A 22,280-nucleotide genomic window follows, 5' to 3' on the forward strand; every position below is an offset into this window, starting at 1 on the left:
GCTGTGTAGCCCAGTCGCGTGGCCGCAGTCCCGATGTACGCAGGCCCGAGACTGCCGACGGCGAAGTACACCGTTCTGAGGACGCCGAGGTCGCCGCCGATCGTCTCCGTCGCCAGCACGTCGCTAAGATAGACGTACATGACTGGCCAGATGGCGGTGATAGCGATGGCGTAGGCGATGAGTCCAAGCCCGACGCCGACAGTAGAGTCGACGAGCACGAGCGTGGAGAGCCCGACGACGCCGAATCCCATCGCGGCGACGCCCATTCCGGTGGGAGACCACGCGTCGCTGAGCGTGCCGGCGACGGGCGTAACCACCATGCCGACGACGAACATGCTCGCGAAGGCGACCGTCGCCTCGAACGACGTGAAGGATTTCACCGCCTGCAGATACGCCGGGAGGAAGCTCGCGCTGCCCTGCCAGAGAAACATCGAGACGGACATGACGACGAGGACAGCGTACGTCTCGCGCTCCCGAAAGAGCCGAGAGCACACCGCTTTGAGGTCGAGCGTCACGCGCGAGACGGCGTATTCGCCACGGTTGAGTCTGTGCGTTCCGGCCCCGACGAGCGCCAGCAACACAACGACCGGAACGAACGCGTCTCGCCATGTGAATGTCCCAACGATGGCGACGGCGAGCACAGCCGACAGGGCGCTTCCGAGGTTGACGGCCGCGTCTCGGACGCCGAACGCGCGCCCGCGATTCTCTTTGAACTGGGTCTGCAGCAGGACGAACCCGGCGGGTTCGAACAGCCCGTATCCCGCGCCGATGAGGCCGAGCCCCGCGACGAACACCGGGAACGTCGTCGCTACCGCCAAGACGAGGAATCCGAGAATCATCACGCCTTGGCTACCGAGCAACACGACGCGGGCCGAGAGGCGGTCGGAGTACCGACCGCCGGGGAACTGCGCGGCGGCGTTGCACGCCCACATGAATGAGATGGACACGCCGGCCTCGGCCGCGCTGACGCCGAAGTAGTCGATTATCTCCGGGAGCATCGGTGCGACGACGAGCAGACCGGAGAGCGACACGACGATGCCGAGCGCGTGGAGGTTCAGTTGTCTACCGTTGTACCCGCGAAACGTCTCTAGCATTGGTGTAGGTGTGTCATGGTGTCTGGGTGAGTCTCGGTCGCCGTCGAGGGCGGGAAGCGAACTATTCGGTCGGGGAGGCAGCCCGCGCCGCGGTAGATATCCCGCTCGAAGCGTGGCGAGACAAGCGACCGGTCTCTGGCGCTGCTTGCAGCGTGTTATGTCATGGTCTACGGCGCTGGCAATTAAAATTGCCGAGTGGGACGCACGGTCACTCTCGTTCGGCCACCGCGTCCTCGACGAGCGACTTGAACGCCGGCGACGTGATGGAGAAGACGGTGTTCGCGCTGCTGTCGCGCGAGCGGTGGACCGACTCGATTGGTTCGCCGTCAAGACGTATCTCCCACGTGCTCAGTTTCGACGGCGACGGGTCAACGAGCCGGATGTTGCAGCCGTGGTTCGCTTCGAGCTCCTCGACAACTGTGTGGACGTAGACGTCGTCTTCGAACTTCGGTGCGTCATAGCCCGGGAGGTCGAGTTCCTCTCGAATCTCTACGTTCTCGTCCCACCACGGCGGAACGTCGTCAGGCCGGTCACTGTCGGAGTTATCGGTCATACGTAGCACTTGATCGAGTGACCGCAAAGAAACTTCGCCTCGGTCCGCGGCCGCTTCCGAGGAGCAAAGCGCTATATTCCACTCATTAGTGGTTGGTATCGCGAGTCATAGTAGCACGTTTGAGATGGGTATCGGAATGTGGTACCCGGAGCAGCGACAGCGATGTGTCGACAGCGTTCTCATCGCGCACGACGAAGGGTATCGATACGTAGACACCGCACACCAGTACGGCACGGAGGAGTACGTCGGTGAACCCATGAACCCATCCGACGGTCAGACGTTCCGCACGAGGTGATGTCTGTCGCGACGAAGGTCCGGCCGAGCAACCTCAGCTACGACCGCGTACTCGAAAACACGAAAGAGAGTCTGGCCGCACTCGGCATCGAGACTGTCGATCTACTGTCCGTCCACTATCCCCTGAAGGCCTGCGACGTCGAAGAGACGATGGTGGCGTCCACGGAACTGTACGAGCGGGTACTCATCGACTACGTCGGACTCAACAATTACTCGGTGCCGATGCCCGACAAGGCGATGGACGCCTCGCGTGTTCGCCCATCAGGCCGAGATGCATCCGCTCTTGCAGCAACAACTCTTCCTCGAACACGTCCAGTGACACGACTACTGGCTGGTCACGTATCGGCTTATCGTCGGGGGCGACGTGATGATGGTGCCGACGCTCGTCGATATCTCCGAGAAGTACGACGCGACGCCGACGCGGTGAGTTTGGCCTGGCTGTCGAGCAAAGACCGAATTGCGGCGATTCCGAAGGCGACGGGCGACCACGTCGCGGAGAAGTAGACCCCACGACGGTTGGACCTCGCAGCCCAAGATATCGCCGAAATAAACGCCATCGACAAGGAGAGACAACCGTCACGCGCGAGTCGAGTTCTGATGGTTCACGACGAGCCGATGCCCTGGGATGAAGTGTAACGGGCCTTCGGACGGCTCCCAAACGATCGCCGATTCATGAGCCGGCCGAGTTTCGGCCAGTAGGAGACGCGGACTACGGTGGTCCGACACCCAATAGAATTAAGTCGGTTAACCATGCATATTCAGTCGTATTATGAGCGGTAAGACTGTAGTCCTTGGCGGCTCCGGAGCGATGACTTCCGCCTGCGTGTACGACCTGTATCAGACCAGCGACTTCGACGAAATCGTCGTCGCGGACGCGGACGAGAAGAACGCTCGCCGGCTCGTCGAACTAATCGACGACGATCGCGCCACATTCGAACCGGTCGATGCGACGAGCGCGGACGATATCGCCCGCGTCCTCGACGACGCGGCGTACGTGGTGAACGGACTCCCGTACCAGTTCGAAGAGAACGTCCTCGACGCCATCGTCGAGGTCGGCGACCTCACCGGCGTCGATCTGAACGCCTTCGACTTCGACGCTGTGCTCAGCCGATCCGACGAGTTCGCAGAAGCGGGCTGTTCGCTGTGGTTCGCGAACGGCGGCCTCGTCAGTACTATCGCACTCGGCATGGTCGGCTGCGACGAGTTCGACGACGTTGACGACGTGAACTTCTACTGGGGGATGTGGCGGCTCCTCAGCCAGACGACTGCCGGACTCACCGACACCGTCACCTATGAACACGACCCGAACGTCGACGAGCGGGCCCGCTGGGAAGACGGAGAGGTCATCAACGACCTCCCACCGTTCTCTCAGGAACGGACGTTTGAGTTCCCCGCCCCCATCGGCGAACAGGAAACGTACGTCATCTCCCATCCCGAACCCATCACATTCCCGAAAGCACCCATCGCACAGGAGACGAACGTCGACCGAATCATCACCCGCGGCATCTGGCACGAGGAGTGGGCCGAGTACGAGCGGACGCTCCACGCGATGGACGCGTTCGACGCGGACCCACTCGAGGTCGAGGGTGGAACGGTCGACCCGCTCGAAGTCGCCCAGTCGCAAGTCAAGCGCGCCGGCCGGCAGCGAGACGCTGAGTGGAAGGCTCCCGAGGAACTCTCCAGCGAGACGGAGTGGACGCCACAGACGATTCTCTCGTCGGAAGTCACGGGGACGGCAGCAGGAGAAGCGGGGACAGCGGTCTACCACTTCGAACAGCCGTTTCCGTTCTTCGATGGCAACGAAATCTCGATGATGCGAGAGTACGGCTGCTACGTTGGCGTACCACTGTCGGTGACGCTCCAACTCATGGCCGAGGGCTCCGTGGACAAGGACGGAATCTTCGTGACCGAAACCAGTGGGATGGACGCCGAGCGGTACTTCGAGATGATGGAAGCGCGCGGCTTCGAACTGACCGAAGAACAGACGCCGCCCAAGCAGGCTGCGACGTCCGCGTAAGCGGACGCGCCGAGCGCAGAGGTACGCTCGCTGTCCCACCTAATTCGACAGTTGTCGTATAAAGATTTAACCATACGTCGATGTGATGTAGACCTGTATGCGATGTCCAAACTGCGACGAAACCCTCGTCGCCGTCGAAACGTACCACGACAGAGAATTTGTTTGCCAAACGTGCGAGTACTACCTCCCCAGGGGGTCGGATTGACCGGATGAGTACTGCTCCCCTCGGATACCGGCCGACAGCAAGGGAGGAACGTGAACACGCTTTCTTCGGGAAGAGTCCCGTCCCGGAGAGGCAAAAAATCAATACCGGTCTTCCCTAATATACAGGAGGCGCATACTATGTCAAAGACAGTTCTCTTCGCGTTCGGGTCGATGGCGCTCTACGCGGGCTGGGCGTTTCTCGCCAAAGTCGCGACGAAGTCGCTTCCGGCGGAGCAAGCCGTCATCTACACGTACGTCGCCGGGCTCACGGCCGCCGCCTCGTACCTCCTTTGGCGCGGCGGCGCGGTCGTCGTCTCCACGAGAGGGATCGGATTCGCGCTCGCGGGAGGGCTGTTCCTCGGGCTCGGAACGATCAGCTACTACCTCGCGCTCAGTCAGGGCTCCGCCGCCGTCGCGACGAGCATCAGCGGGATGTACCTCCTCGGGACGACCCTCCTCGCGGTCGTTTTCCTAGAGGAGTCGCTTGGACAGGTCAAAATCGCAGGCATCGCGCTGGCGGTCGGCGCTGTGATACTACTCGCACAGTAGGTAATGCGGATCATACCGCCTCCCAAGGAAATTTGTTGTCCGACGTTCATGCGTAGGATATGACGGTCGTAGTTGCAGTCAACGACTCGAACCGAGCAGCAACCGTTCTCGCGCGGGCGTCGGCCCTCGCCGCGGACCTCGACGAACCGCTCCACTCGCTTCACGTGCTCCAGCGCATGGATCTCGTTGACACCCTCAAAAAGGAGGTTGAGGGACAAGCGGTTACCGAGAACCGCGAGGTCAAACGCGTCGGAGCGGAGATTATCGAGCGGGCGGCGGCGAACGGGGAACTCGAACACGACACAGCGGAGATAGAGAATGTTGTCCGCGTCGGTGACCCGGCGGAGCAGATCACGACGTACGCGGACAACGTTGACACCCGATACATCGTCGTCGGGGGACGACGCAGGTCGCCGACGGGGAAGGCCCTGTTCGGAAGCGTCACGCAGCGCGTGATGCTCAGTTCCACGGTGCCGGTGCTCAACGTCCCAACAGGAACCGAATAGCGGTACGCACCACTCCGAGACCGCCGACGTAACCCGCAAGAGAGACACAGCGACCGCGATAGCCGCGATGCCCACGACGGCTCCCAGATTGACGAGACCGCCAGATATTATAATGAGGGTTCCGTGGATGAGAGTACATGCCGGCGTTCAATAACTACTGTAACGGCAAGTGGACAGGCTCTGAATCAGGCGAGACGTTCGAGGTGCGGAACCCCGCAGACCCGGACGACGTAATCGGCGAGTTCCCGTCGTCCACGGCCGGCGACACCCGAGATGCAGTCGATGCCGCGGTCGCAGCCCAAGCGGCGTGGGAAGACACCCCAGCGCCCGAGCGCGGTGCGATTCTCCGCCGCGCTGCGTCGCGTCTCGAATCACGGTCCGACGAAGTCGCCGAGTTGCTCGCTCGCGAGGAGGGGAAAGCGCTCCCCGAGGCGACGGGCGAAGTCGGCCGGGCTGTCAACATTCTGTACTACTTCGCCGAGAAGGCGTTAGACCTGGGCGGCGACGTCAAAGCGTCGAGTTCACGGGACACGCGCCTCGAAACGAAGACTGAGCCGCTAGGAACGGTCGGACTGATCACGCCGTGGAACTACCCCATCGCCATTCCGACGTGGAAGCTCGCGCCCGCGCTCGTCACCGGGAATACCGTCGTTCTCAAGCCCGCGTCTCGGGCGCCCGCCGTCGCACACGAAGTTGCCAAGTGCCTCGACGAAGCCGGTCTTCCGGACGGCGTGCTCAACGTCATTACCGGTTCAGGCAGCGAAGTCGGCGGCACGCTCACGACCCACGACGAAATCGACGCGATTTCTTTCACCGGGAGTACGGTCGTGGGACAGCAGGTCGGCGAGACGGCCGCGGCGGACGGCAAGCGCATCCAACTCGAGATGGGTGGGAAGAACCCGACGGTCGTGATGCCGAGCGCCGACGCCAGCACCGCCGCGGAAATCGTCTCTGACGGCGCGTTCGGCGGAACCGGACAGGCCTGTACCGCGGCGTCCCGAGCCATCGTCCACGAGGACGTCTACGACGAGTTCGTCGACGAACTCGTGGCCGCTACGGAGGACATTAGCATTGGACCCGCACTGGACGGCTACGACATGGGGCCGCACGTCAGTAAATCCGAACTTGAGGGGACGCTGGACTACATCGACGTCGGCGTCTCGGAGGGAGCGACTCTCGAAACCGGTGGATCTGTCCCCGAAGCACCACGTCACGAGTCGGGCTACTTCGTCGAGCCGGCGGTCTTCTCGGACGTGTCCAGCGAGATGCGCATCGCGCAAGAGGAGATATTCGGCCCGGTCGTGGGCGTTATCCCCGTGAGTTCCTACGAGGAGGCGGTGATGCTGGCCAACGACACGAAATATGGGCTCTCCGCCAGTATCGTCACACAAGACCTCAGCGAGGCCCATCAATTCACCGATGACGTCGAAGCCGGCGTCGTCAAGGTCAACGAGAAGACGACCGGCCTCGAACTCCACGTCCCCTTCGGCGGCATGAAGGCGTCGTCGAGCGAGACGTGGCGCGAACAGGGTGACGCCGGCCTCGAATTCTTTACGACGTCGAAGACGGTGTACCTCAACTACTGAGCCCGGTTCCGGGTTCGCGCGCCCCGCACTTCCTGCTGTTTTTACTTTTCTTTCCGACTACGCTGAGCGTCGCGTCCGCATTCGACAGGGTACTAACACGACGAGACCACGGGACGTCGGCGAGCCGTTCTATGACATCGAACGAGTTTGTGCCTGCCGAGCGACCGTTTGGCCACCAATTCCATTACAACGTTATGTCTGTAAAACGTATCCGTGCCAAAACAACAGTCCACGAGAGGTGCAAAAATCGTTACCAATGGCGTCGATAACTTTTCAAACAGGCGTTCGACCACGCTGAACGATTATCGGTTGGGAAACATTCTATGGGCTGGACGCGGTAGAAGTCATATGACCGAGAAAGCGACCCGGCCGATACGGTCGGACGAAACGCTGCTGGCGATACTCGAGGCGCTGGAAGAGCGGACGACCCCGAGCGTCAGTGACGTGGCCACGTACGCGGGAGTCTCGAAGAGCACGGCTCACAACCACCTGAGTACGCTCCGCGAACACGGCTACGTAGTCGACGGCGAGCGGGGCTACGAACTCAGCCTCCGGTTTCTGGAACTCGGCGAGAGCGTCCGCATGAACACGGAGATATATGAGGTCGCTCGGCCGCACGCCGACGAACTCTCCCGGGAGACCGGGCTACTCGTCAACATCAGCGTCGAGGACCGGGGAAAGGGCGTGTACCTCTACCGGACGAGAGGCGATGACCGCATCCGCCTGTCGACGCGAGCCGGCGAAGTTCACGAGCTATACTGCACCGCCACCGGAAAGGCGATTCTCGCGCACTTGCCGGAGCGTCGGGTCGAATCGATTCTCGACCGGCATGGCCTTCCGAAGCGGTCGGAAAACACGATAACGGACCGCGAGACGCTCCGCTCGGAGTTAACCGAGATACGCGAACGAGGATACTCGGTAGACGACGAGGAGTACGGACAGGGGCTGCGGTGCGTCGGGGTTCCGGTCCTGAACGGCGATGACGCGGTCATCGGGGCGCTGAGTGCGTCGGGGCCCGCGACGGAAGTCGTCGGTGAGCGGTTGACGACGGAGCTTCCCACGCGCCTCAAGCGGGTCAGAAACCGGATCGAGTTGAATTTCCGCGATTACTGATGCGCAGGGCTCTCGTTCGTCGCTCTCACGGGTGCGCTCGAAACGCCGGAGGCGGTGCGGTCGGCGGCAGATTGATACATCGGCCCTCGAAACGTCTCCGGTATGGCTGGAAACTCTCTCCGCGAGCGGATTGTAGACGGCGATTCCGTCCTCGGCACGTTTCAGATCGTGAACTCGATGATGGTCTCCGAAATCGCGACTGTGGCGGGGTTCGACTTCGTTGTTATCGACCAAGAACACGGCCCCGCCACCGCACAATCGACAATGCGCGCCTGTGCCGGCGCGCAGTCGCAGGGCGGAGCGGCGGTCGTCAGGGTCCGGGAGAACGCGCCGGGCGAAATCCAGCGGGCCCTGGACGTCGGCGCCGACGGCGTGCAAATTCCGCAGGTGGAAACCGCGGACGACGCTCGACACGCGGTGAACGCGGCCAAATTCCACCCAGTAGGTGAACGCGGGCTCTCGCCCTACGGTCGCGCCGGAACGTACGAGGGCGGACCCGAGTTCGAATCGACGCAGAACGAAGAGACGGTGCTGGCGTTGCAGGTAGAGGGCGTTAAAGCGGTCGAGAACGTCGATACCATCCTCGACGTCGACGGTATCGACGTCCTGTTTCTGGGACCGTACGACCTCTCGCAATCGCTTGGCGTCCCCGGCGACGTGCAGCACGATGACGTCGTCGAGACGATGCGGTCCGTCGTCCGCAAAGCCAGGGACACCGACACGGTCGTCGGAACGTACGCCGACACGCCAACGCAGGCGCGGAAGTGGCTCGAGACGGGCGTCCAGTACGTCACGCTCACCGAGGACGCCCCCGTTCTCCGCGACGCCTTCGCGGAGCTGGCCGGCGCGGTCGAGCGCTGAGCGGCCTCGACACGGCAGCGGCCGCTCTGTGCGATCGTCAATTTGAGTGAGAATACAAAGGATTTAAATATATAAACATTGACCACACATAGTGTATGTCAGGTATTAACAGGCAGTTTGTGGGAACTGTGGAACGCGTACTCCGTCACCGAGTCGCGAAGACGCAGAAGATGGTCCACCGACTCGGGCCAGCGCGCAGTAACTTCACCCGGACGTAACTATTCCAATGACAGGCTCACCAATCCGCGATGAGATCACCAACCTGTACGACGAGATCGACACCCCCGTGTTCGCGATCGGGGTCTTCCTAACGGGCGTTCTCGTCTCGACGTTAGCCTTTTATCCGAAAACGTCGAGCACCGTGATCGAGAACGTCAACAAGGTCATCACGACGAACCTCTCGTGGTACTTCCAGGGGTTGATCTTCGCGCTCGTGATATTCTTCCTGTTCGTGATGATCAGTCCGTGGGGGGAGATTAAATTAGGCAAACCGGACGAGCCGCCGGAGTTCAGCTACGGGTCGTACATCATGATGGTGTTCGCGGCGACGTTCGGTGCGGGCATCGTGTTCTGGGGGGCTGCCGAGACGCTGTCTCACTACGAGACCGTCCCTCCGCTCGTGAACGCGCAAACACAATCAGTCGGTGCGATGATCGGTGCGATGCAGTACACGATGTTCCACTGGGGCATCTCGCCGTGGGTCAACCACATGATACTGTCAGTCCCGCTCGCCTACTACGTCCACCGCAAGGACGCCCCGATGAAGCCTTCCTCGGTGTTCGTACCGATTCTGGGCGTGAACAACTTGGATAAGACCTGGCTGAAAGTCGTTGACGTCATCGCCGTGGTCGCTGCGGCCGGCGGCGCGACGGTGACGGTCGGCCTCGCTGCCCAGCAGTTCATCACCGGCCTCTCGTACAATTACGGCGTGTCGGTCGGCGACTTCGGGATTATCGCCCTCGTGACGGGGCTGACGGTCGGGTACACCGCTTCGGCCGTGTTGGGAATCGAGAAGGGGATAAAGCGAGTGTCCACGTTCAACGTGGTGCTCTTCCTGTTCATCCTCGTCTGCATCCTCGTCTTCTCACCATTCGCGTCGATATTCAACCTCGGGACCGCGGGGATAGGGAAGTACATCGCGAACTTCGTCGATATGTCGCTGTACGTCAACGTGGGTGGCGGGCAGTCGTGGGTCGGTTCGTGGACGGTGTTCTACTGGGCGTGGTGGATTAGCTTCGCGCCCATGACCGGTATCTTCATCGCGCGCATCAGCCGCAGTCGGACGCTCAAGCAGGTCATCTTCGGCGCGATGGTCGGCGGTACCGCCGCGACGCTCCCGTGGTTCGTCACCATGGGCGGCTACTCCATGCTGCTCCAGCACTCGGGGCAGGTCGACCTGCTGTCCATTATCGATTCCTACGGAATTTCGGTGGCTACCTACCCGATTTTAGCGCAACTGCCGTTCGGGGAACTGTTCGTCGTCCTGTTCTTACTGCTCGTGTTCACCTTCCTCATCACGACCATCGATTCCGCGACGATCAGCTTGGCCATCCTTACTACTAGCGGGGGAACACAGCACCCGTCAATCGCCAACCGGTTCGTCTGGGGTGCGATTGTCGGACTGCTCACGTCGCTTCTGTTGGTTATCGGCGGCGTAGGAATCCTCCAGAACTTCACGATTATCGCAGGGCTCCCGATGGCGCTTCTCGCCTTGGTGACGGTGGTCGGGTTCGCGTATCAGCTAGAGAAGAGCTGTCCCGTCCTACTCACGCGCGAGGAAGACTGGGGGTCGTCAAACGCACTCGTTAACTGGGTTTCGTCGGCGAAACCGTCACAAAGTAATTCTGATAAGAGTACGGATAATGATTAGCCAAGTAGCGGTAACGAACCGGATTTGATGTTGTTCGGGACTCCGCTCAGCCCCAGTCAATCGTTTTCCCACACCATCGGGGACGAACCGACCGTACAACGACCGTAGTGTTGTTAGTATCGTCGACAACTGTCTGGGGTAGGTGGAGTCACCTCGACTAGGACGCCTCGTGAACAAAGCACTCGTTGACGGTTCAACGCTGATTTCCACAGAGGAGGTTGAAAAACTAAGTCTGTCATTCTGAGTTTTGGTTCGAAGGGTCGTCGGTAGTAAATCGATCACGTCCGAAAAAAGCGACCTATCCACGGTTTGGAAGTTTGGGTTTTGTGGCACTGTCTAGTTAAGCCAGTTTGAGGAACGAGCAGGTCGTTGAGTTAGTTGGTCAAGATGCTCGCAGACCTGCTCAGCGAGTGCTTTGAGACAGATTTAGAAGAAACTTGGGAGCGTGAGCGGACGGCGACACCCGTCAGGGTGTTCGCCGTCCAGCTCCACGCGACCGGTTGTTCGCTTAGAGAGACAAAAGAAATTCTTCGATTACTCGGCGTTGAACAGTCTCATCAAGTTGTTTGGCAGTGGGTACATCGACTGGCTGACAGCGGTCACAACCCACCTGAGGCGAAGCCGAAGCGGGTTGCGGTCGACGAGACCGCTGTCAAGATCAATGGCGAATGGTCTTGGTTGTACGCTGCAATAAACATCGAAACAAAGCTAATTCTTGACGTCGAATTGTTTGGACGACATGGTACCGATCCGGCTGCTGTGTGTCTCCATCGACTCTCGGAGAAACACGATCTCTCAGACGCTGTGTTTCGCGTTGATGACTACGGCTATCAGACTGCCCTCTCCCGATTAGGATTGAGCGGTCGGCTTGACTACGTCGAGCGAAACCTCGTCGAAAAATGGTTTCACACTCTCAAAATTCGAGTCGACCGCTTCCATAATTCGTGGGTGGGCAGTCACAGAAGCGTCCGCGAGCGGTTCATACAATTTGTGCAATACTACAACTATCAAAGACCGCATCAAGCGCTCGATAGACGAACGCCAGTCGAGGTGGTTACTAACTAGACAGTTCCTTGTTCTCAATTTTATCGGGTGAACGATACTTCTGGGAGTACTTCCGTCCCAATTTCTTCGAGAACGTCCGCCGCCGGACGATTGTTGTATCGAAGGTTGATAGTGAGATGGTCGACACCGGTGTCGTGCCATCGTTCGAACCGGTCGATGAGTTCGTTTCGACCGAGTTCGACGCCCTGATGGATGCGTCGCGGTTCGGCGTCTGGATCTTCGGTTAGGGCAATGTGTTCAGACATCGCGAAGGGTTTCTCTACATCAGGTCCAACCTGTTCTGCCACTCGTCGACGCCAGTCGTTGGTGAGTGCTTGCTGTGTCTCAAAATCCTGTGTGTAGAACAGCCAACCGTCGCCGTGTTCGGCAATCCAGTCACGTTCCTGCCGCGCGTGGCCAGTAACGAGAAGTGGAATCTCATTGGTCGGTTTCGGGACGACGTCGGCATTCCCTTCTAGTGTCGAGCGTGTCGAATCAATAGTCGGGAACTCCGATCCGAGTGCTTGACGGAACACGTCGATGTGCTCGCGGAACATCTCACCTCGCGACTCAGAGTTGACGTCGAACGCAGGGAATTCGACCGGTCGATCACCGCTGGCGACGCCCATCACGAGACGCCCTTCGGAGAGTTGATCCACAGAGGCTGCCTGCTTCGCGGTGTGAAGTGGGTGGCGGAGCGGGAGGACGACGCTTCCAGTTGCGAGTGCGATATTGTCTGTCTGCGCCGCGATGTACGAGAGATACGTGAAGGTATCGTAGAGATGGCCAGCGTCACCGAACGACGGGTCCCACAGGGGGACATCACGGAACCAAAGCGCGTCAAATCCGAACGACTCGGCACGCTGTGCGAGCTTGACCTGATTCTCCATCGCGGGTTTGCCCTGTTGGACCGATTCAATAGGAAAGAACAGGCCGAGTGTCAGGTCGTCGTCTCCAAACAGGCGGTCGTACCCGGCGTTGTAGCCGTGGTCGAAGTCGTATGTGGTCATCGACTCCTCGTTATTGCTCGTGGTCGATGGACCCTTGGTTGGTACATTCCGAACTGTGCGGCTTCCAGGTACCAGCGACTCAGTCGGGGCAGGTGTATCCTGAGAGATTCAGGCCTTCAGCCTCGGCGGTGTTCCAGACTGCATCCGGAAAGAACTCTACAGGCCACTCACCGTCCGCACTGGGCGACAGTCGGTGACCACAGACCTCGATTCGACTGCAGACTTGGTCGTCGTCGTCCACACAGAACCAATATTGAAAGAGTCGCCCGGAATCGTCTCGGCCGACCAATCGAACGCCCGTCTCTGTGACGTCGCTACTGCCGATATTGCACTCATCAGGCTGGGATGTCACGACTCGGAGCTCACCAGCTGGCGAGACAAGCTGGGAACCACACCGAGGACACCGTCCGTCGTGGGGCCCACTTCCGAGGAACCAGTAGGTGTGGTCACAGTCGTAACACGACAGTTGTCCCTCCGGGCCTTGGTGGGGCGTCCTATCTATCACACCTGTCACTAGAGGTTCAAGCCTCCTGAGAGCTTAGTTGGGGTATTCCGAGTCCGTCACACGGCTCCCCTTCGAGTTGGAATATTCTAAACAAGGCTATAGGTGCCGAGCAAATAGGTGAGATATCATGCGCGAATTCGTCTTTACTGTCGAATACGAGAAGGGAGCCGACGAGGTCATGGACCTCTTCATCGAGAACCCAGACCTACACTCCAAAACGATGGCAGTCCACGCGACGAACGAGTCGATGTGGCGTCTCGACAGAATCACTGGCCCGACAGAGGCCCTTGAGGAGTTTGACGCAGTCGTCGAGAGGGTCACCCTCTGTAACGAAGTCATCGGGATGTGTGGGGCACCGGTTGTCGAGTGGAACTATGAGATGCTCTCCAGTACCTCGAACGGGCGTATTGTCTACTCGTGTCGTGAGGAGGGTGAGGGTGTTCAGTCGATTCCATACGTTGCGGCAAAGCACATTGGAGATGGTCTCATGATGCAAGCAGAGCGTCGCGGAAAGCAGTACCAGTGGCGGCTCCTAATCGACGACGACGATACTGTCGGTGAGATCTACGAAGAGGTGAACGATGGCCTCAGCGAGGGACTCTCGCTCAGCGTCCAGCGCATCAGCGAGCCGGAATGCTGGCTCGAGGAGGGATTCGACTCGGACGTGCTCCCACCGGAACAACAAGCAGCACTCGAAGCCGCAGTCGAGTTCGGCTACTACGAATCACCGCGTCGTAATACAGTCAAAGAGATCTCCGAGAAACTCGGCATCCCCAACTCGACGCTGCAGTACCGCTTGACACGGGCGGAGGCGTGGTTAGCTCGTGAATTCGTCACGGACACACTCGGTACCGAAGTCGAACACCGTGTCGACCCTGACGAACTCGAAGTGAGTGCGTGAACTGCCTCGGGGTCAAATGGTTCGAGACGCAGAGCGTCTCGTCATCACGGAAAGTTTTGATTTCCATACGACCCCGAGGCACTCGCCTTGAACCGCTTGTAGATTCGAACGGAGAATAGTCGTCTCCAATCGCATGGCGTCGTCCGCTTTGTGTCTCACCAGAACCAGTTACGGTGGAACGACTCTGTTGAAACCCTCTGAGCCAGACAGTAAGTGGTGCTGAATATCGAGGGTGAGTTCAGCACGACAATCGAGACATATCAGGAATTGAGAATTCCAACAGATCGGGTGGAACAGTTATCACTCCCGGTTGTGTATGCAAAATCACACACCAAATGCGGAATTCAACCACTATCTTGCTACTATCTGTCCAATATTTGATGCACGCGGTCAGTCGTTCCGAACTTGCTTGCAGAAGGCGAGAAACAAGCGTCCCCAACATGAACGGTCACAGACCAACGAGAACCGAAAGAACGGACTCACCATGATTTACTCCTCAGTCCTTCTCGACATCGACATCGAAGAAGCGAAAGAACTCGTTCAGAAGCGGAACCGTGGCCTCTCTCGCAGGGAGACCGATGGAGAGGTGGTGTACATGAGCCAAGCCGGGCATCGGTTAGGTACACTCACAGAAGCTACACTCCCAAATGGCCGGGTGGGGACACGACTTCGATATCGAAGCTCGATAATCTCACCAACTGAGGCAAACGCAAAGCGACAAGCGAGAGGGATATACGACGCAGTATCGTCTTCGAAGTACAGGTGACATCCTCCCAGAGATTACAATATTCACACCATGGTTGGGTATTGATCTACCGACGTATCCGTAGCCTCCTGTGCAGTCTCTTTCATACGTACACGGCCCCAGTAGTGGTGGCACTATCGGGTTTTAAATAGAGACGCGAGTCGTCCACTATTCTGGGCCGGGCATGTCGGCACGGACCGTCTCTTGGGCGATGGGTTGACGAGACGCCTCGCGTCTCGTTTGTGCACGAGTGCTTTGCACTCGTGAACGCTGTATCCTCTCCCGACCCGCTCCTTGAGGAAGCGAACGTAGCGCCCATTTTCAGTAAAAATAACTCACAAACACAGTACCTCTTCGTACGAGGCGGATGTCGCGAGCGGTGATTCAGTCGGAGGCGACCACCGAGGCAGTCTCCGACGACGACTGCCGACGGTCGAGCAACCAACTGAGAACAGTCAGAGCAAGTCCACCGAGGACGAACAGCGCACCGATCCACGGCGTATCGACGAGGCTGAGGCCGTTACCTCCCTCAGTGACCCAGCCACCGACGTAGGCGCCGACAGCGATGCCGACGTTGAACGCGCCAATGTTGAGTCCGGAGACGACGTTGACCGCTTCGGGGGCGAGACGTTCGGCTTTATTGACGACGTACGTCTGCAGCGGCGGAACGTTCGCGAAGCCGACGACGCCGAGTAAGAACACCGTGACGATACTCCACGTCGGGTCGCTGGCGGTGAACGTAAACGCTGCGAGGACCACTGCTTGTACGGCGAACAGTCCGACGAGCGTCTGGACTGCACCGAAGCGGTCGGAGAGCTTTCCTCCACCGAGATTACCGACGAAGACACCGGCACCGTAGAGGACGAGCAGGGCACTTACTGTCGCAGGCTCGAAGCCGGATATCTCGCGGAGGATTGGTTCCAGATAGGTGAACGCGACGAACGTGCCACCGTATCCGATGGCAGTCATTGCGAGGACGAGGAGGATTTGACCCTCAACGAGCGCCGAAAGCTGGTCCGCAAACGACCCTTGTTCTTTGTTTTCGAGGTCACGCGGGAGGAGAACCCAACTAGAGACGAAGCCGATCAGGCCGAGAAGAACGATAGCCCAGAAGGTCGTTCTCCAACCGAAGCTCTGACCGATATAAGTCCCAAGCGGGACACCGGTCGCCGTTGCGACGGTCAGCCCCGCAAACATGATAGCGACAGCGCTAGATTCGCGTTCTTTTCTGACGATGTCGACGGCGATAGTTGACCCGATGGCGAAGAACACACCGTGGGCGAGCCCCGTCAGGACGCGTGCGAGAACGAGTAGTTCGTACGTGGGGGCGAACGCTGCGACGACGTTCCCCGCGACGAATAGCCCCATCAAGCTCAACAGCAGTTTCCGCCTGCCGACTCGACTCGCCAAGCCAGTAATGACAGGTGCACCGAACGCGACAGCGAGCGCGTACAGGCTCACAAGGAGCCCGGCCGTCGCAACAGTGACGCCGAGGTCGGTGCCGATTGGAGTCAACAGGCCGACGATGATGAACTCGTTCGTCCCGATGGCAAAGGCGCTGATGGTGAGCGCGAGCAGTGCTGCCGGATAGGGGAAGAAGCGCGATACCGGTTCGCCCGCCGATGAGCTGTCACCGGGCGAATCGTCGTGTGCTGGTTCGGATTGGTCGGATTGCACATTTACTTCGATGGGAGGACTCCGATTCATCCCTCGTTCGGAATATCCCAACGAAATTCCCGGTCCCAGAAACGATTAAAACCGAGAGTTGCGCTATTCCAATTGTGCCGATTGTTCGGTATCGACTGGATGGTTATCGGTCGCGTCACCATTCGTAGTGAACAATAGATGTTGGTGACGGTCGGCGCCCACACCGAGGTACAGGAGTGCCGCAGTCCGACTGTTGAAATATTTCAAGCGAACATACAGACTCTACTGCCCCATCTGTAAGAATGCAATGAGCGAACCAACACTCGACATCGACTCGGACAGCACTGCACTACTCGTCCAAGACATGCAGCGAGACAACCTTCATCACGAAGGGGCGAACAAGGACTCCGGTGTCCCTGAACACGCCGACGAACAGAACATCTACGAGCACATTGGGGCGCTGATGGACGCCGCTCGGGAACGAGATATCCCGGTCATCCACATCCACTACATCGCAGAGGAAGACGCCGCTGGACTCGCCCAGAATGCAGCGATTTTCTCGGACATCGCCGCAGACGAAGTCTGCGTTCGCGGATCGTGGGGTGCGCAGCCGATGGACGGGATGGAACCACAGGAGGACGATGTCGTCGTCGAAAAGATGCGCGTGGACGGGTTCCGCGGCACAAACCTCGACAACCTGCTTCGCGGCTTCGACGTCGACAGCTTCGTGCTCACCGGTGTGTTCACGAACTTCTCTATCGAATCGACTGCTCGGTCGGGTGCGGACCTCGGTTACGACGTGACCGTCGTTGAGGACGCAACGGCGAGCTTCTCCGAAGAGTGGCAAAATGCTGCACTCAACTACACGCTCACCCAGATGACCGATATCGAGTCGACAGAAGACGTGCTCGCCGCCCTCACAGAGTAGCGACGCGACAACGCGCTCGAAGAGGCACAGAAGCAATTATCCGCCTCTCGGTCCTCTCTTTACAGATGCGAGAGTACGTCTTCACGATACACTATGAAGAGGGTGCCGACGACCTCATGGATCTCTTCATCGAATGGCCGAGTCTCCACGCAATCGCCATCTCACACGCGTCCGACGAGACGATGTGGCGGTTAGACTACGTGACTGGGAAACCTGAAGCACTCGACGCCTTCGAGGCACTCATCGCCGACATAGCGCACTGTGATGCTGTGATCGGCGACCAGCTGGTCGTCGATCGGGAGTACGAGGTAATTCTCCGAGATCCTCAGGAGTGTGTCGTCTACACGCGCCGGCCAGAACGCGACGATGCCCGGTCTGTCACATCAATCATCAACGAGTACCTCGGCGACGGACATCTCTGTCAGACCGACCGCCGCGGCAACGAGTACGAATGGCGTATCCTTGTCGACGACGAGCGCGCGGTGAGCGACATTTACGACCGCCTCCACGCGGGGGTTCGAGACGGTGTCTCGGTCGAACTGACCAAGATAAGCGACCCGACGTACTGGACAAACAACGTCGTCCGAAGTGGTAGTCTCCCGCCCGAACAGCGTGAAGCCATCGAAGCCGCCGTCGAACTCGGCTATTACGAGAAACCGCGACAGGCAAGTGCCGTCAATGTCGCCGATGAACTCGGAATCTCCCAGTCGACGTATCAGTACCGACTCAACGCAGCTGAGTCATGGCTGGCGAAGCAGTTCGTCGAACATCTCTGAAGTGGAGCTGAAAAGAGAGACAGAAATCTGTATTCTGACAGCGTGTGTCTACGTCGTTACCACGGGGCAAAGTCGGGGTCGACCTGCCGTTCGTTATAGCTGAGTGTGGAAATCTTCGAGAGGTCTTCATCGTCGAGCGTGAGATGTTGACTCTCCCAGTTTGCGCGGATGTGTTCTTTACTGGTGGCCTTGGGAATAGCAGCGATACCGTTTTGTCGAAGCCACGCTAGACTGACCTGAGCCTCGCTAGCCCCATGTTTCTCGGCGATTTCGCCTAGTTCTGGCACGTCGAATACCTTCCCACGAGCGATGGGGGCGTAGGCGACTACAGCGACACCGTTTTTCTCACAGAACTCCCGTAGTTCGGGCTGCTGGAAGAGTGGGTGGAGTTCGACTTGGTTAGCAACGATCGGTGCGTCAGAACGGTCCAGCGCAGTCTCTAACTGCTCGGGGAGGAAGTTACTGACTGCGATGCTATCGACAAGGCCCTCGTCGTACAGTTGATTGAATGCCGGAATAGTCTCGCTTGGCTCGTAGCCACCCGCCGGCCAGTGGACATAGAGTATCTCGATACGGTCAAGCCCGAGCCGGTCGAGGCTCTCTTTAGCGCTCTCGACGACATCGTCCCCTGCGAGATCATCATTCCAGATCTTCGTGGCGACGACGACTTCGTCTCGAGGTACAGACGATGCTTCGATTCCGGCGCCAACGGCGGCTTCGTTGTCGTATACTTGCGCGGTGTCGATATGACGATAACCGACGTCAAGCGCAGTCTTGACGCTTTCAGTGACCTGTTCTCCCTCATTCTTGTATGTCCCGAGACCGAGTGCAGGAAGGTCGTTTGAGACGGTTGGAACGTCCATGGTAGGTTATCGCCGAGAACATAGTTAGACCTGTGTTTGGGATATTTCAACGAGTTGTGTTACAGTCTCAGGGAGAGTCTTGCAATAGAAGGCCGTCAGTGACTGCTGGAGAGACTGCACCTTGGAAGCGTATGCAGTGAGAGACCCAGTCTCAACTTCCACAACCCCCAGAGTGCGGTCCCGAGTGCTCCGACTTTGCGCGTTCCCAGCCAGTCCACGATGAATCCAGACGGAAGCTGCAGCGCGGCGTAGATGTAGAAGAACGAAGGGTGGAGCAAACCTAACTGTGCGCCGGTGGTAGAGAACGTCTCGACTAGCTCTTCCGATAGGACGGCCGTTGCGTTACGGTGGAAGCTAACGATGAGGAACGAAGCCGCAAGCAGTCCCCAGCCGAGCCATCGACGATACGATGGGGTTGTCCAAATCTCGATGATCGTTGGTCGTGCCACCGAACTAACTAGATGGATCCCCGTTTATCGCCCTTCGGCAGAATCGCCTCGTAACGTCAAACAGGTACTTTGGAGGTGTGCGATGAGTTCTCCGTCCGGACCGGTAATATCGCACGTGACGAGCCCCACGGTTCGTCCTGCGTCGATAACCTGCCCCGTCGCAGTAAGTGGCTGCTCCCACACGGGTCGCCGGAACTTGACGTCTAATTCGAGCGTCGTGAACGACTCGTCGTCGGCGAGCGTGCTCCCGTAGGCGACCCCCATCGCCATGTCGCCGATGTCACAGAGAACGCCACCGTGGAGCGTTCCCATCGGATTGGCGTGTTCCGGTCCCGGTTCGAAAGTCACGACTGCTTCGCCGTCGCCAATCGACTCCACCTGAAATCCAAGTAACTCTGCGATCGGTGGATTCGTCTCCAGCGGGGTCGAATCCGAGCCTGCGCCTCCATCCGTTCGGTTCGTGTAGGCTTCGATGGACTCTTGCAACTGTACGTGACCCGTCGCGAGAGCCGCGAGGGTTTCAGCGACCGTCTCGTCCTCGTCTTCCAGGTGCTCGTACACAGCGATGGGTAGTTCGATTTCCAAACTTCGGGTGTCCGTCTCGTTCACGCCACAACGTTCACGGGGGCACCCCGTAGTTCTGAGTTTGCGTATACGCAATATTAAATCCATAAACTGCAAGGAAGCGACCAAGAAGGTTTGTAGGGCCAGATCTATAGTCTGTATATGCGCGAATATATCTTTACAGCCGAGTACGAGCGAGGTGCTGATACACTCATGGATGTGTTTATTTCTCATCCAGATCTCGTCGGCCGTGCCCTGCGGGTTTCCGCCTCAAGTGCGGGGCTCTGGCGAGTCGACCGGTTCGTCGGGCCGGATGATGCGCTGGACAAAGTAGAGCAAGTGATGACGGATCACTCCGTGTGCAACGAGTGCCTCGGTGAGCATCCTGATTGCACTATTGACGGAGAGCACGAGGTGGTCGCAGACGAGAGAGGAGGTCGGTTCATCTACTCGTACTCATCAGGCGGGAGGTACTGCCACTCGGTACCCTTCTTCACTACGCAGACCGTCGGTAATGGGGCACTGTTCGACGCGCGACGGCGCGGGAATGTGTACGAGTGGCGGGTCCTGCTCCCGGGCGATACGATGGGTGGTGAGGTATTCGACCGATTACAGGATGGCCTTCCAGAGGGAGTCGAGTTATCACTCAAACAAGTCGGGTCTCCGTCGGCTTGGTTGAACGCAGAAATCTCGCAGATGGATCTCCCATACGACCACCGCCAAGCCATCGAGGCAGCAGTTGGGTTTGGCTACTACGAGACACCGCGAGAAGCATCGCTGGGGGACGTGGCTGATGAACTTGATCTTCCGAAATCGACGCTTCGGTACCGACTCCGCAGAGCAGAACGGTGGCTGACGAACTCGGTGTTTAGTGAAGCCACGCGCGATACTGTCACTACATAAGTCAGACAGCATCAGGGCTGATCTGTATTGTAACTCATACGGGCTGTTGTTGTCGACGGCCCCCTAATCTGCGACAACCGGATAACCGATTCCATGCATACTGAGCGGTCGATCCAACCTGAGTCCTCTGAATGAAAACTATGTTGCGTTCACATCGTATGCATTGAGATGACCAGTCTCAACTTCTCACAACCTCGGAGGATGGAACTGTTGCGTGCCTTCTCAACGACGGTTTTGAGCTTGAATCAAACTTGATGGCGAATCGTCTGCATTCTGACTTCGTTGCTCCGGAAACGATGGGATCTCAGGTCCAGATATCAGCGGTCATTCTGAGATATGCTACTGGTTCAGTGGAATGCTGAACTCAGGAACTGTGACGTGGAGATTGGGCTGCCCGTGATGCGATTATCCCCCACAGATTTTAAATGTGTGTTTTGCGATTTTTTACACAAATGACTAGATTTGTGATAGTAAACAGGAGCTATCCAAACTGGTCGGAAAACTTGTGTCCAAATGCGATAGACAACCGTTAATTCGAGTGCTAGCGGCTTTTTGATGTGAACAGAACTTGTTCGCCTGTCGCATATATCATTCTAAGATTGAATAGGTTTATATGTTAGATTTAAACATTTATTTTGGAAGACAATACAAATATCGAGTTAATAACCACAACTATAGTTGTGAATGCGTCTATACATCGATTGTTGAATTTGACTCTTATCGTTAGATAGTCCCTATAATTATTGAAATTTTACTATACTATATAATTGTCATATTGTCGAGGCCGAAACCGAGATGGGATATGAACTTACGCCGGCGAGTACCACGGGTAAGAACTCGTACTCACTCTATGTTAGTTCGTCCGAATGATATTGTTACCTATTGATCTAAATAGTGAATCTGGAATCGAAATACTCTCCAATACACTCAGAGCTGAACCGAAGGTATGGTCAATAACAGGTGAGGTGTACCTCGAAGGGGGGGTTCGAGGTAGTAGACTCTCGTACTACCAATCAAATTATATGAGAGAGAACCAACCGGAATGTATGGACCCATCACGGACAGAGGACACTGTCTGTTCACTTGATGACGCTCGAATAATCGGTGCAGATCCGTATTTAGAAACCTACCTCGACCATCCTGAGGACGTTGCTGTCGCAGCCGATGGAACGCTCTATGCAGGTGGAGAAGACGGCCAAATATACCACGTTAATCCGGACACGAACGAAGTTGTCCAGATTGCATCGACTGGGGGGTTCACGCTGTGTCTGACACTGGGGCCAGAAGAGGAGACTCTC

General features: G+C 58.1%; 21 protein-coding genes. 14 read left to right on the forward strand and 7 right to left on the reverse strand.

What is annotated here, in order from left to right:
* Together AUR65_RS16665 and AUR65_RS16670 are read right to left on the reverse strand one after the other, a co-directional pair.
* The coding region (locus AUR65_RS16665) for an MFS transporter (RefSeq protein WP_146047442.1) at positions 1-1,094 on the reverse strand (1,094 nt) is incomplete at its 3' end.
* Positions 1,095-1,302: 208 nt separating this feature from the next.
* Positions 1,303-1,647: a hypothetical protein gene (locus tag AUR65_RS16670; RefSeq protein ID WP_058568026.1), complete on the reverse strand. Its 345-nt coding sequence runs from the start codon at positions 1,645-1,647 to the stop codon at positions 1,303-1,305.
* Positions 1,648-1,941: 294 nt separating this feature from the next.
* Between AUR65_RS16670 and AUR65_RS16675 the strand changes: the two genes are divergently transcribed.
* The 9 genes from AUR65_RS16675 to AUR65_RS16715 all read left to right on the forward strand — a co-directional run bounded on the left by AUR65_RS16675 (position 1,942) and on the right by AUR65_RS16715 (position 11,712).
* On the forward strand, positions 1,942-2,445 hold the full coding sequence (locus AUR65_RS16675; protein ID WP_084816506.1) for an aldo/keto reductase: 504 nt from the start codon (positions 1,942-1,944) through the stop codon (positions 2,443-2,445).
* Between the two features lie 265 nt (positions 2,446-2,710).
* Positions 2,711-3,958 carry a saccharopine dehydrogenase family protein gene (locus tag AUR65_RS16680; protein ID WP_084816507.1) on the forward strand — a complete coding sequence of 416 codons (1,248 nt, stop codon included), beginning with the start codon at positions 2,711-2,713 and terminating at the stop codon, positions 3,956-3,958.
* A gap of 342 nt (positions 3,959-4,300) precedes the next feature.
* A complete protein-coding gene (locus AUR65_RS16685) occupies positions 4,301-4,711 on the forward strand; it encodes an EamA family transporter (protein ID WP_058568028.1) in 411 nt (136 codons plus the stop codon).
* Positions 4,712-4,770: 59 nt separating this feature from the next.
* Entirely contained in the window at positions 4,771-5,217 is a 447-nt protein-coding gene (locus AUR65_RS16690; RefSeq protein ID WP_058568029.1) for a universal stress protein, read from the forward strand.
* Between the two features lie 137 nt (positions 5,218-5,354).
* Positions 5,355-6,803: a 2,5-dioxovalerate dehydrogenase gene (gene xacF, locus AUR65_RS16695; RefSeq protein WP_058568030.1), complete on the forward strand. Its 1,449-nt coding sequence runs from the start codon at positions 5,355-5,357 to the stop codon at positions 6,801-6,803.
* 213 nt (positions 6,804-7,016) lie between these two features.
* Positions 7,017-7,916, forward strand: coding sequence for an IclR family transcriptional regulator (locus AUR65_RS16700; RefSeq protein ID WP_233194402.1), 900 nt, complete (start codon positions 7,017-7,019; stop codon positions 7,914-7,916).
* A 102-nt stretch (positions 7,917-8,018) separates the two neighbouring features.
* The gene (locus AUR65_RS16705; RefSeq protein ID WP_058568032.1) at positions 8,019-8,777 is read left to right on the forward strand and encodes an HpcH/HpaI aldolase family protein; all 759 of its coding nucleotides are present in this window, start codon (positions 8,019-8,021) and stop codon (positions 8,775-8,777) included.
* A 226-nt stretch (positions 8,778-9,003) separates the two neighbouring features.
* Complete coding sequence (locus AUR65_RS16710) at positions 9,004-10,647, forward strand: BCCT family transporter (protein WP_058568033.1); 1,644 nt, start codon at positions 9,004-9,006, stop codon at positions 10,645-10,647.
* Positions 10,648-11,034: 387 nt separating this feature from the next.
* Positions 11,035-11,712 carry an IS6 family transposase gene (locus AUR65_RS16715; protein ID WP_084816508.1) on the forward strand — a complete coding sequence of 226 codons (678 nt, stop codon included), beginning with the start codon at positions 11,035-11,037 and terminating at the stop codon, positions 11,710-11,712.
* 20 nt (positions 11,713-11,732) lie between these two features.
* Here AUR65_RS16715 and AUR65_RS16720 read toward each other — a convergent pair whose 3' ends face one another.
* The gene (locus AUR65_RS16720) at positions 11,733-12,701 is read right to left on the reverse strand and encodes an LLM class oxidoreductase (protein ID WP_058568034.1); all 969 of its coding nucleotides are present in this window, start codon (positions 12,699-12,701) and stop codon (positions 11,733-11,735) included.
* Positions 12,702-12,780: 79 nt separating this feature from the next.
* Entirely contained in the window at positions 12,781-12,942 is a 162-nt protein-coding gene (locus tag AUR65_RS20365) for a hypothetical protein (protein WP_233194403.1), read from the reverse strand.
* A gap of 391 nt (positions 12,943-13,333) precedes the next feature.
* Here AUR65_RS20365 and AUR65_RS16730 point away from each other — a divergent pair, with 391 nt between their 5' ends.
* Positions 13,334-14,107: a helix-turn-helix domain-containing protein gene (locus AUR65_RS16730; RefSeq protein ID WP_058568035.1), complete on the forward strand. Its 774-nt coding sequence runs from the start codon at positions 13,334-13,336 to the stop codon at positions 14,105-14,107.
* A 1,129-nt stretch (positions 14,108-15,236) separates the two neighbouring features.
* On the opposite strand, the gene AUR65_RS16735 is transcribed toward AUR65_RS16730, so the two are convergent.
* A complete protein-coding gene (locus tag AUR65_RS16735) occupies positions 15,237-16,559 on the reverse strand; it encodes an MFS transporter (RefSeq protein ID WP_084816509.1) in 1,323 nt (440 codons plus the stop codon).
* Between the two features lie 247 nt (positions 16,560-16,806).
* Here AUR65_RS16735 and AUR65_RS16740 point away from each other — a divergent pair, with 247 nt between their 5' ends.
* Both AUR65_RS16740 and AUR65_RS16745 read left to right on the forward strand, forming a co-directional pair.
* A complete protein-coding gene (locus AUR65_RS16740) occupies positions 16,807-17,427 on the forward strand; it encodes a cysteine hydrolase family protein (RefSeq protein WP_058568036.1) in 621 nt (206 codons plus the stop codon).
* A 65-nt stretch (positions 17,428-17,492) separates the two neighbouring features.
* A complete protein-coding gene (locus AUR65_RS16745) occupies positions 17,493-18,203 on the forward strand; it encodes a helix-turn-helix domain-containing protein (RefSeq protein WP_058568037.1) in 711 nt (236 codons plus the stop codon).
* A 56-nt stretch (positions 18,204-18,259) separates the two neighbouring features.
* Here the strand turns inward: AUR65_RS16745 and AUR65_RS16750 are convergent, their stop codons facing one another.
* Together AUR65_RS16750 and AUR65_RS16755 are read right to left on the reverse strand one after the other, a co-directional pair.
* Positions 18,260-19,066, reverse strand: a complete 807-nt coding sequence (locus tag AUR65_RS16750; protein ID WP_058568038.1) for an aldo/keto reductase — start codon at positions 19,064-19,066, stop codon at positions 18,260-18,262.
* A gap of 473 nt (positions 19,067-19,539) precedes the next feature.
* Entirely contained in the window at positions 19,540-20,124 is a 585-nt protein-coding gene (locus tag AUR65_RS16755) for a PaaI family thioesterase (RefSeq protein WP_058568039.1), read from the reverse strand.
* Positions 20,125-20,241: 117 nt separating this feature from the next.
* Between AUR65_RS16755 and AUR65_RS16760 the strand changes: the two genes are divergently transcribed.
* The gene (locus AUR65_RS16760; protein WP_058568040.1) at positions 20,242-20,982 is read left to right on the forward strand and encodes a helix-turn-helix domain-containing protein; all 741 of its coding nucleotides are present in this window, start codon (positions 20,242-20,244) and stop codon (positions 20,980-20,982) included.
* A gap of 1,046 nt (positions 20,983-22,028) precedes the next feature.
* A partial coding sequence (locus AUR65_RS19790; RefSeq protein ID WP_199180629.1) for a hypothetical protein occupies positions 22,029-22,280 on the forward strand: 252 nt, incomplete at its 3' end.

This window comes from Haloferax marisrubri, from assembly GCF_001469875.2.
In the GTDB taxonomy this organism is placed as follows: domain Archaea; phylum Halobacteriota; class Halobacteria; order Halobacteriales; family Haloferacaceae; genus Haloferax; species Haloferax marisrubri.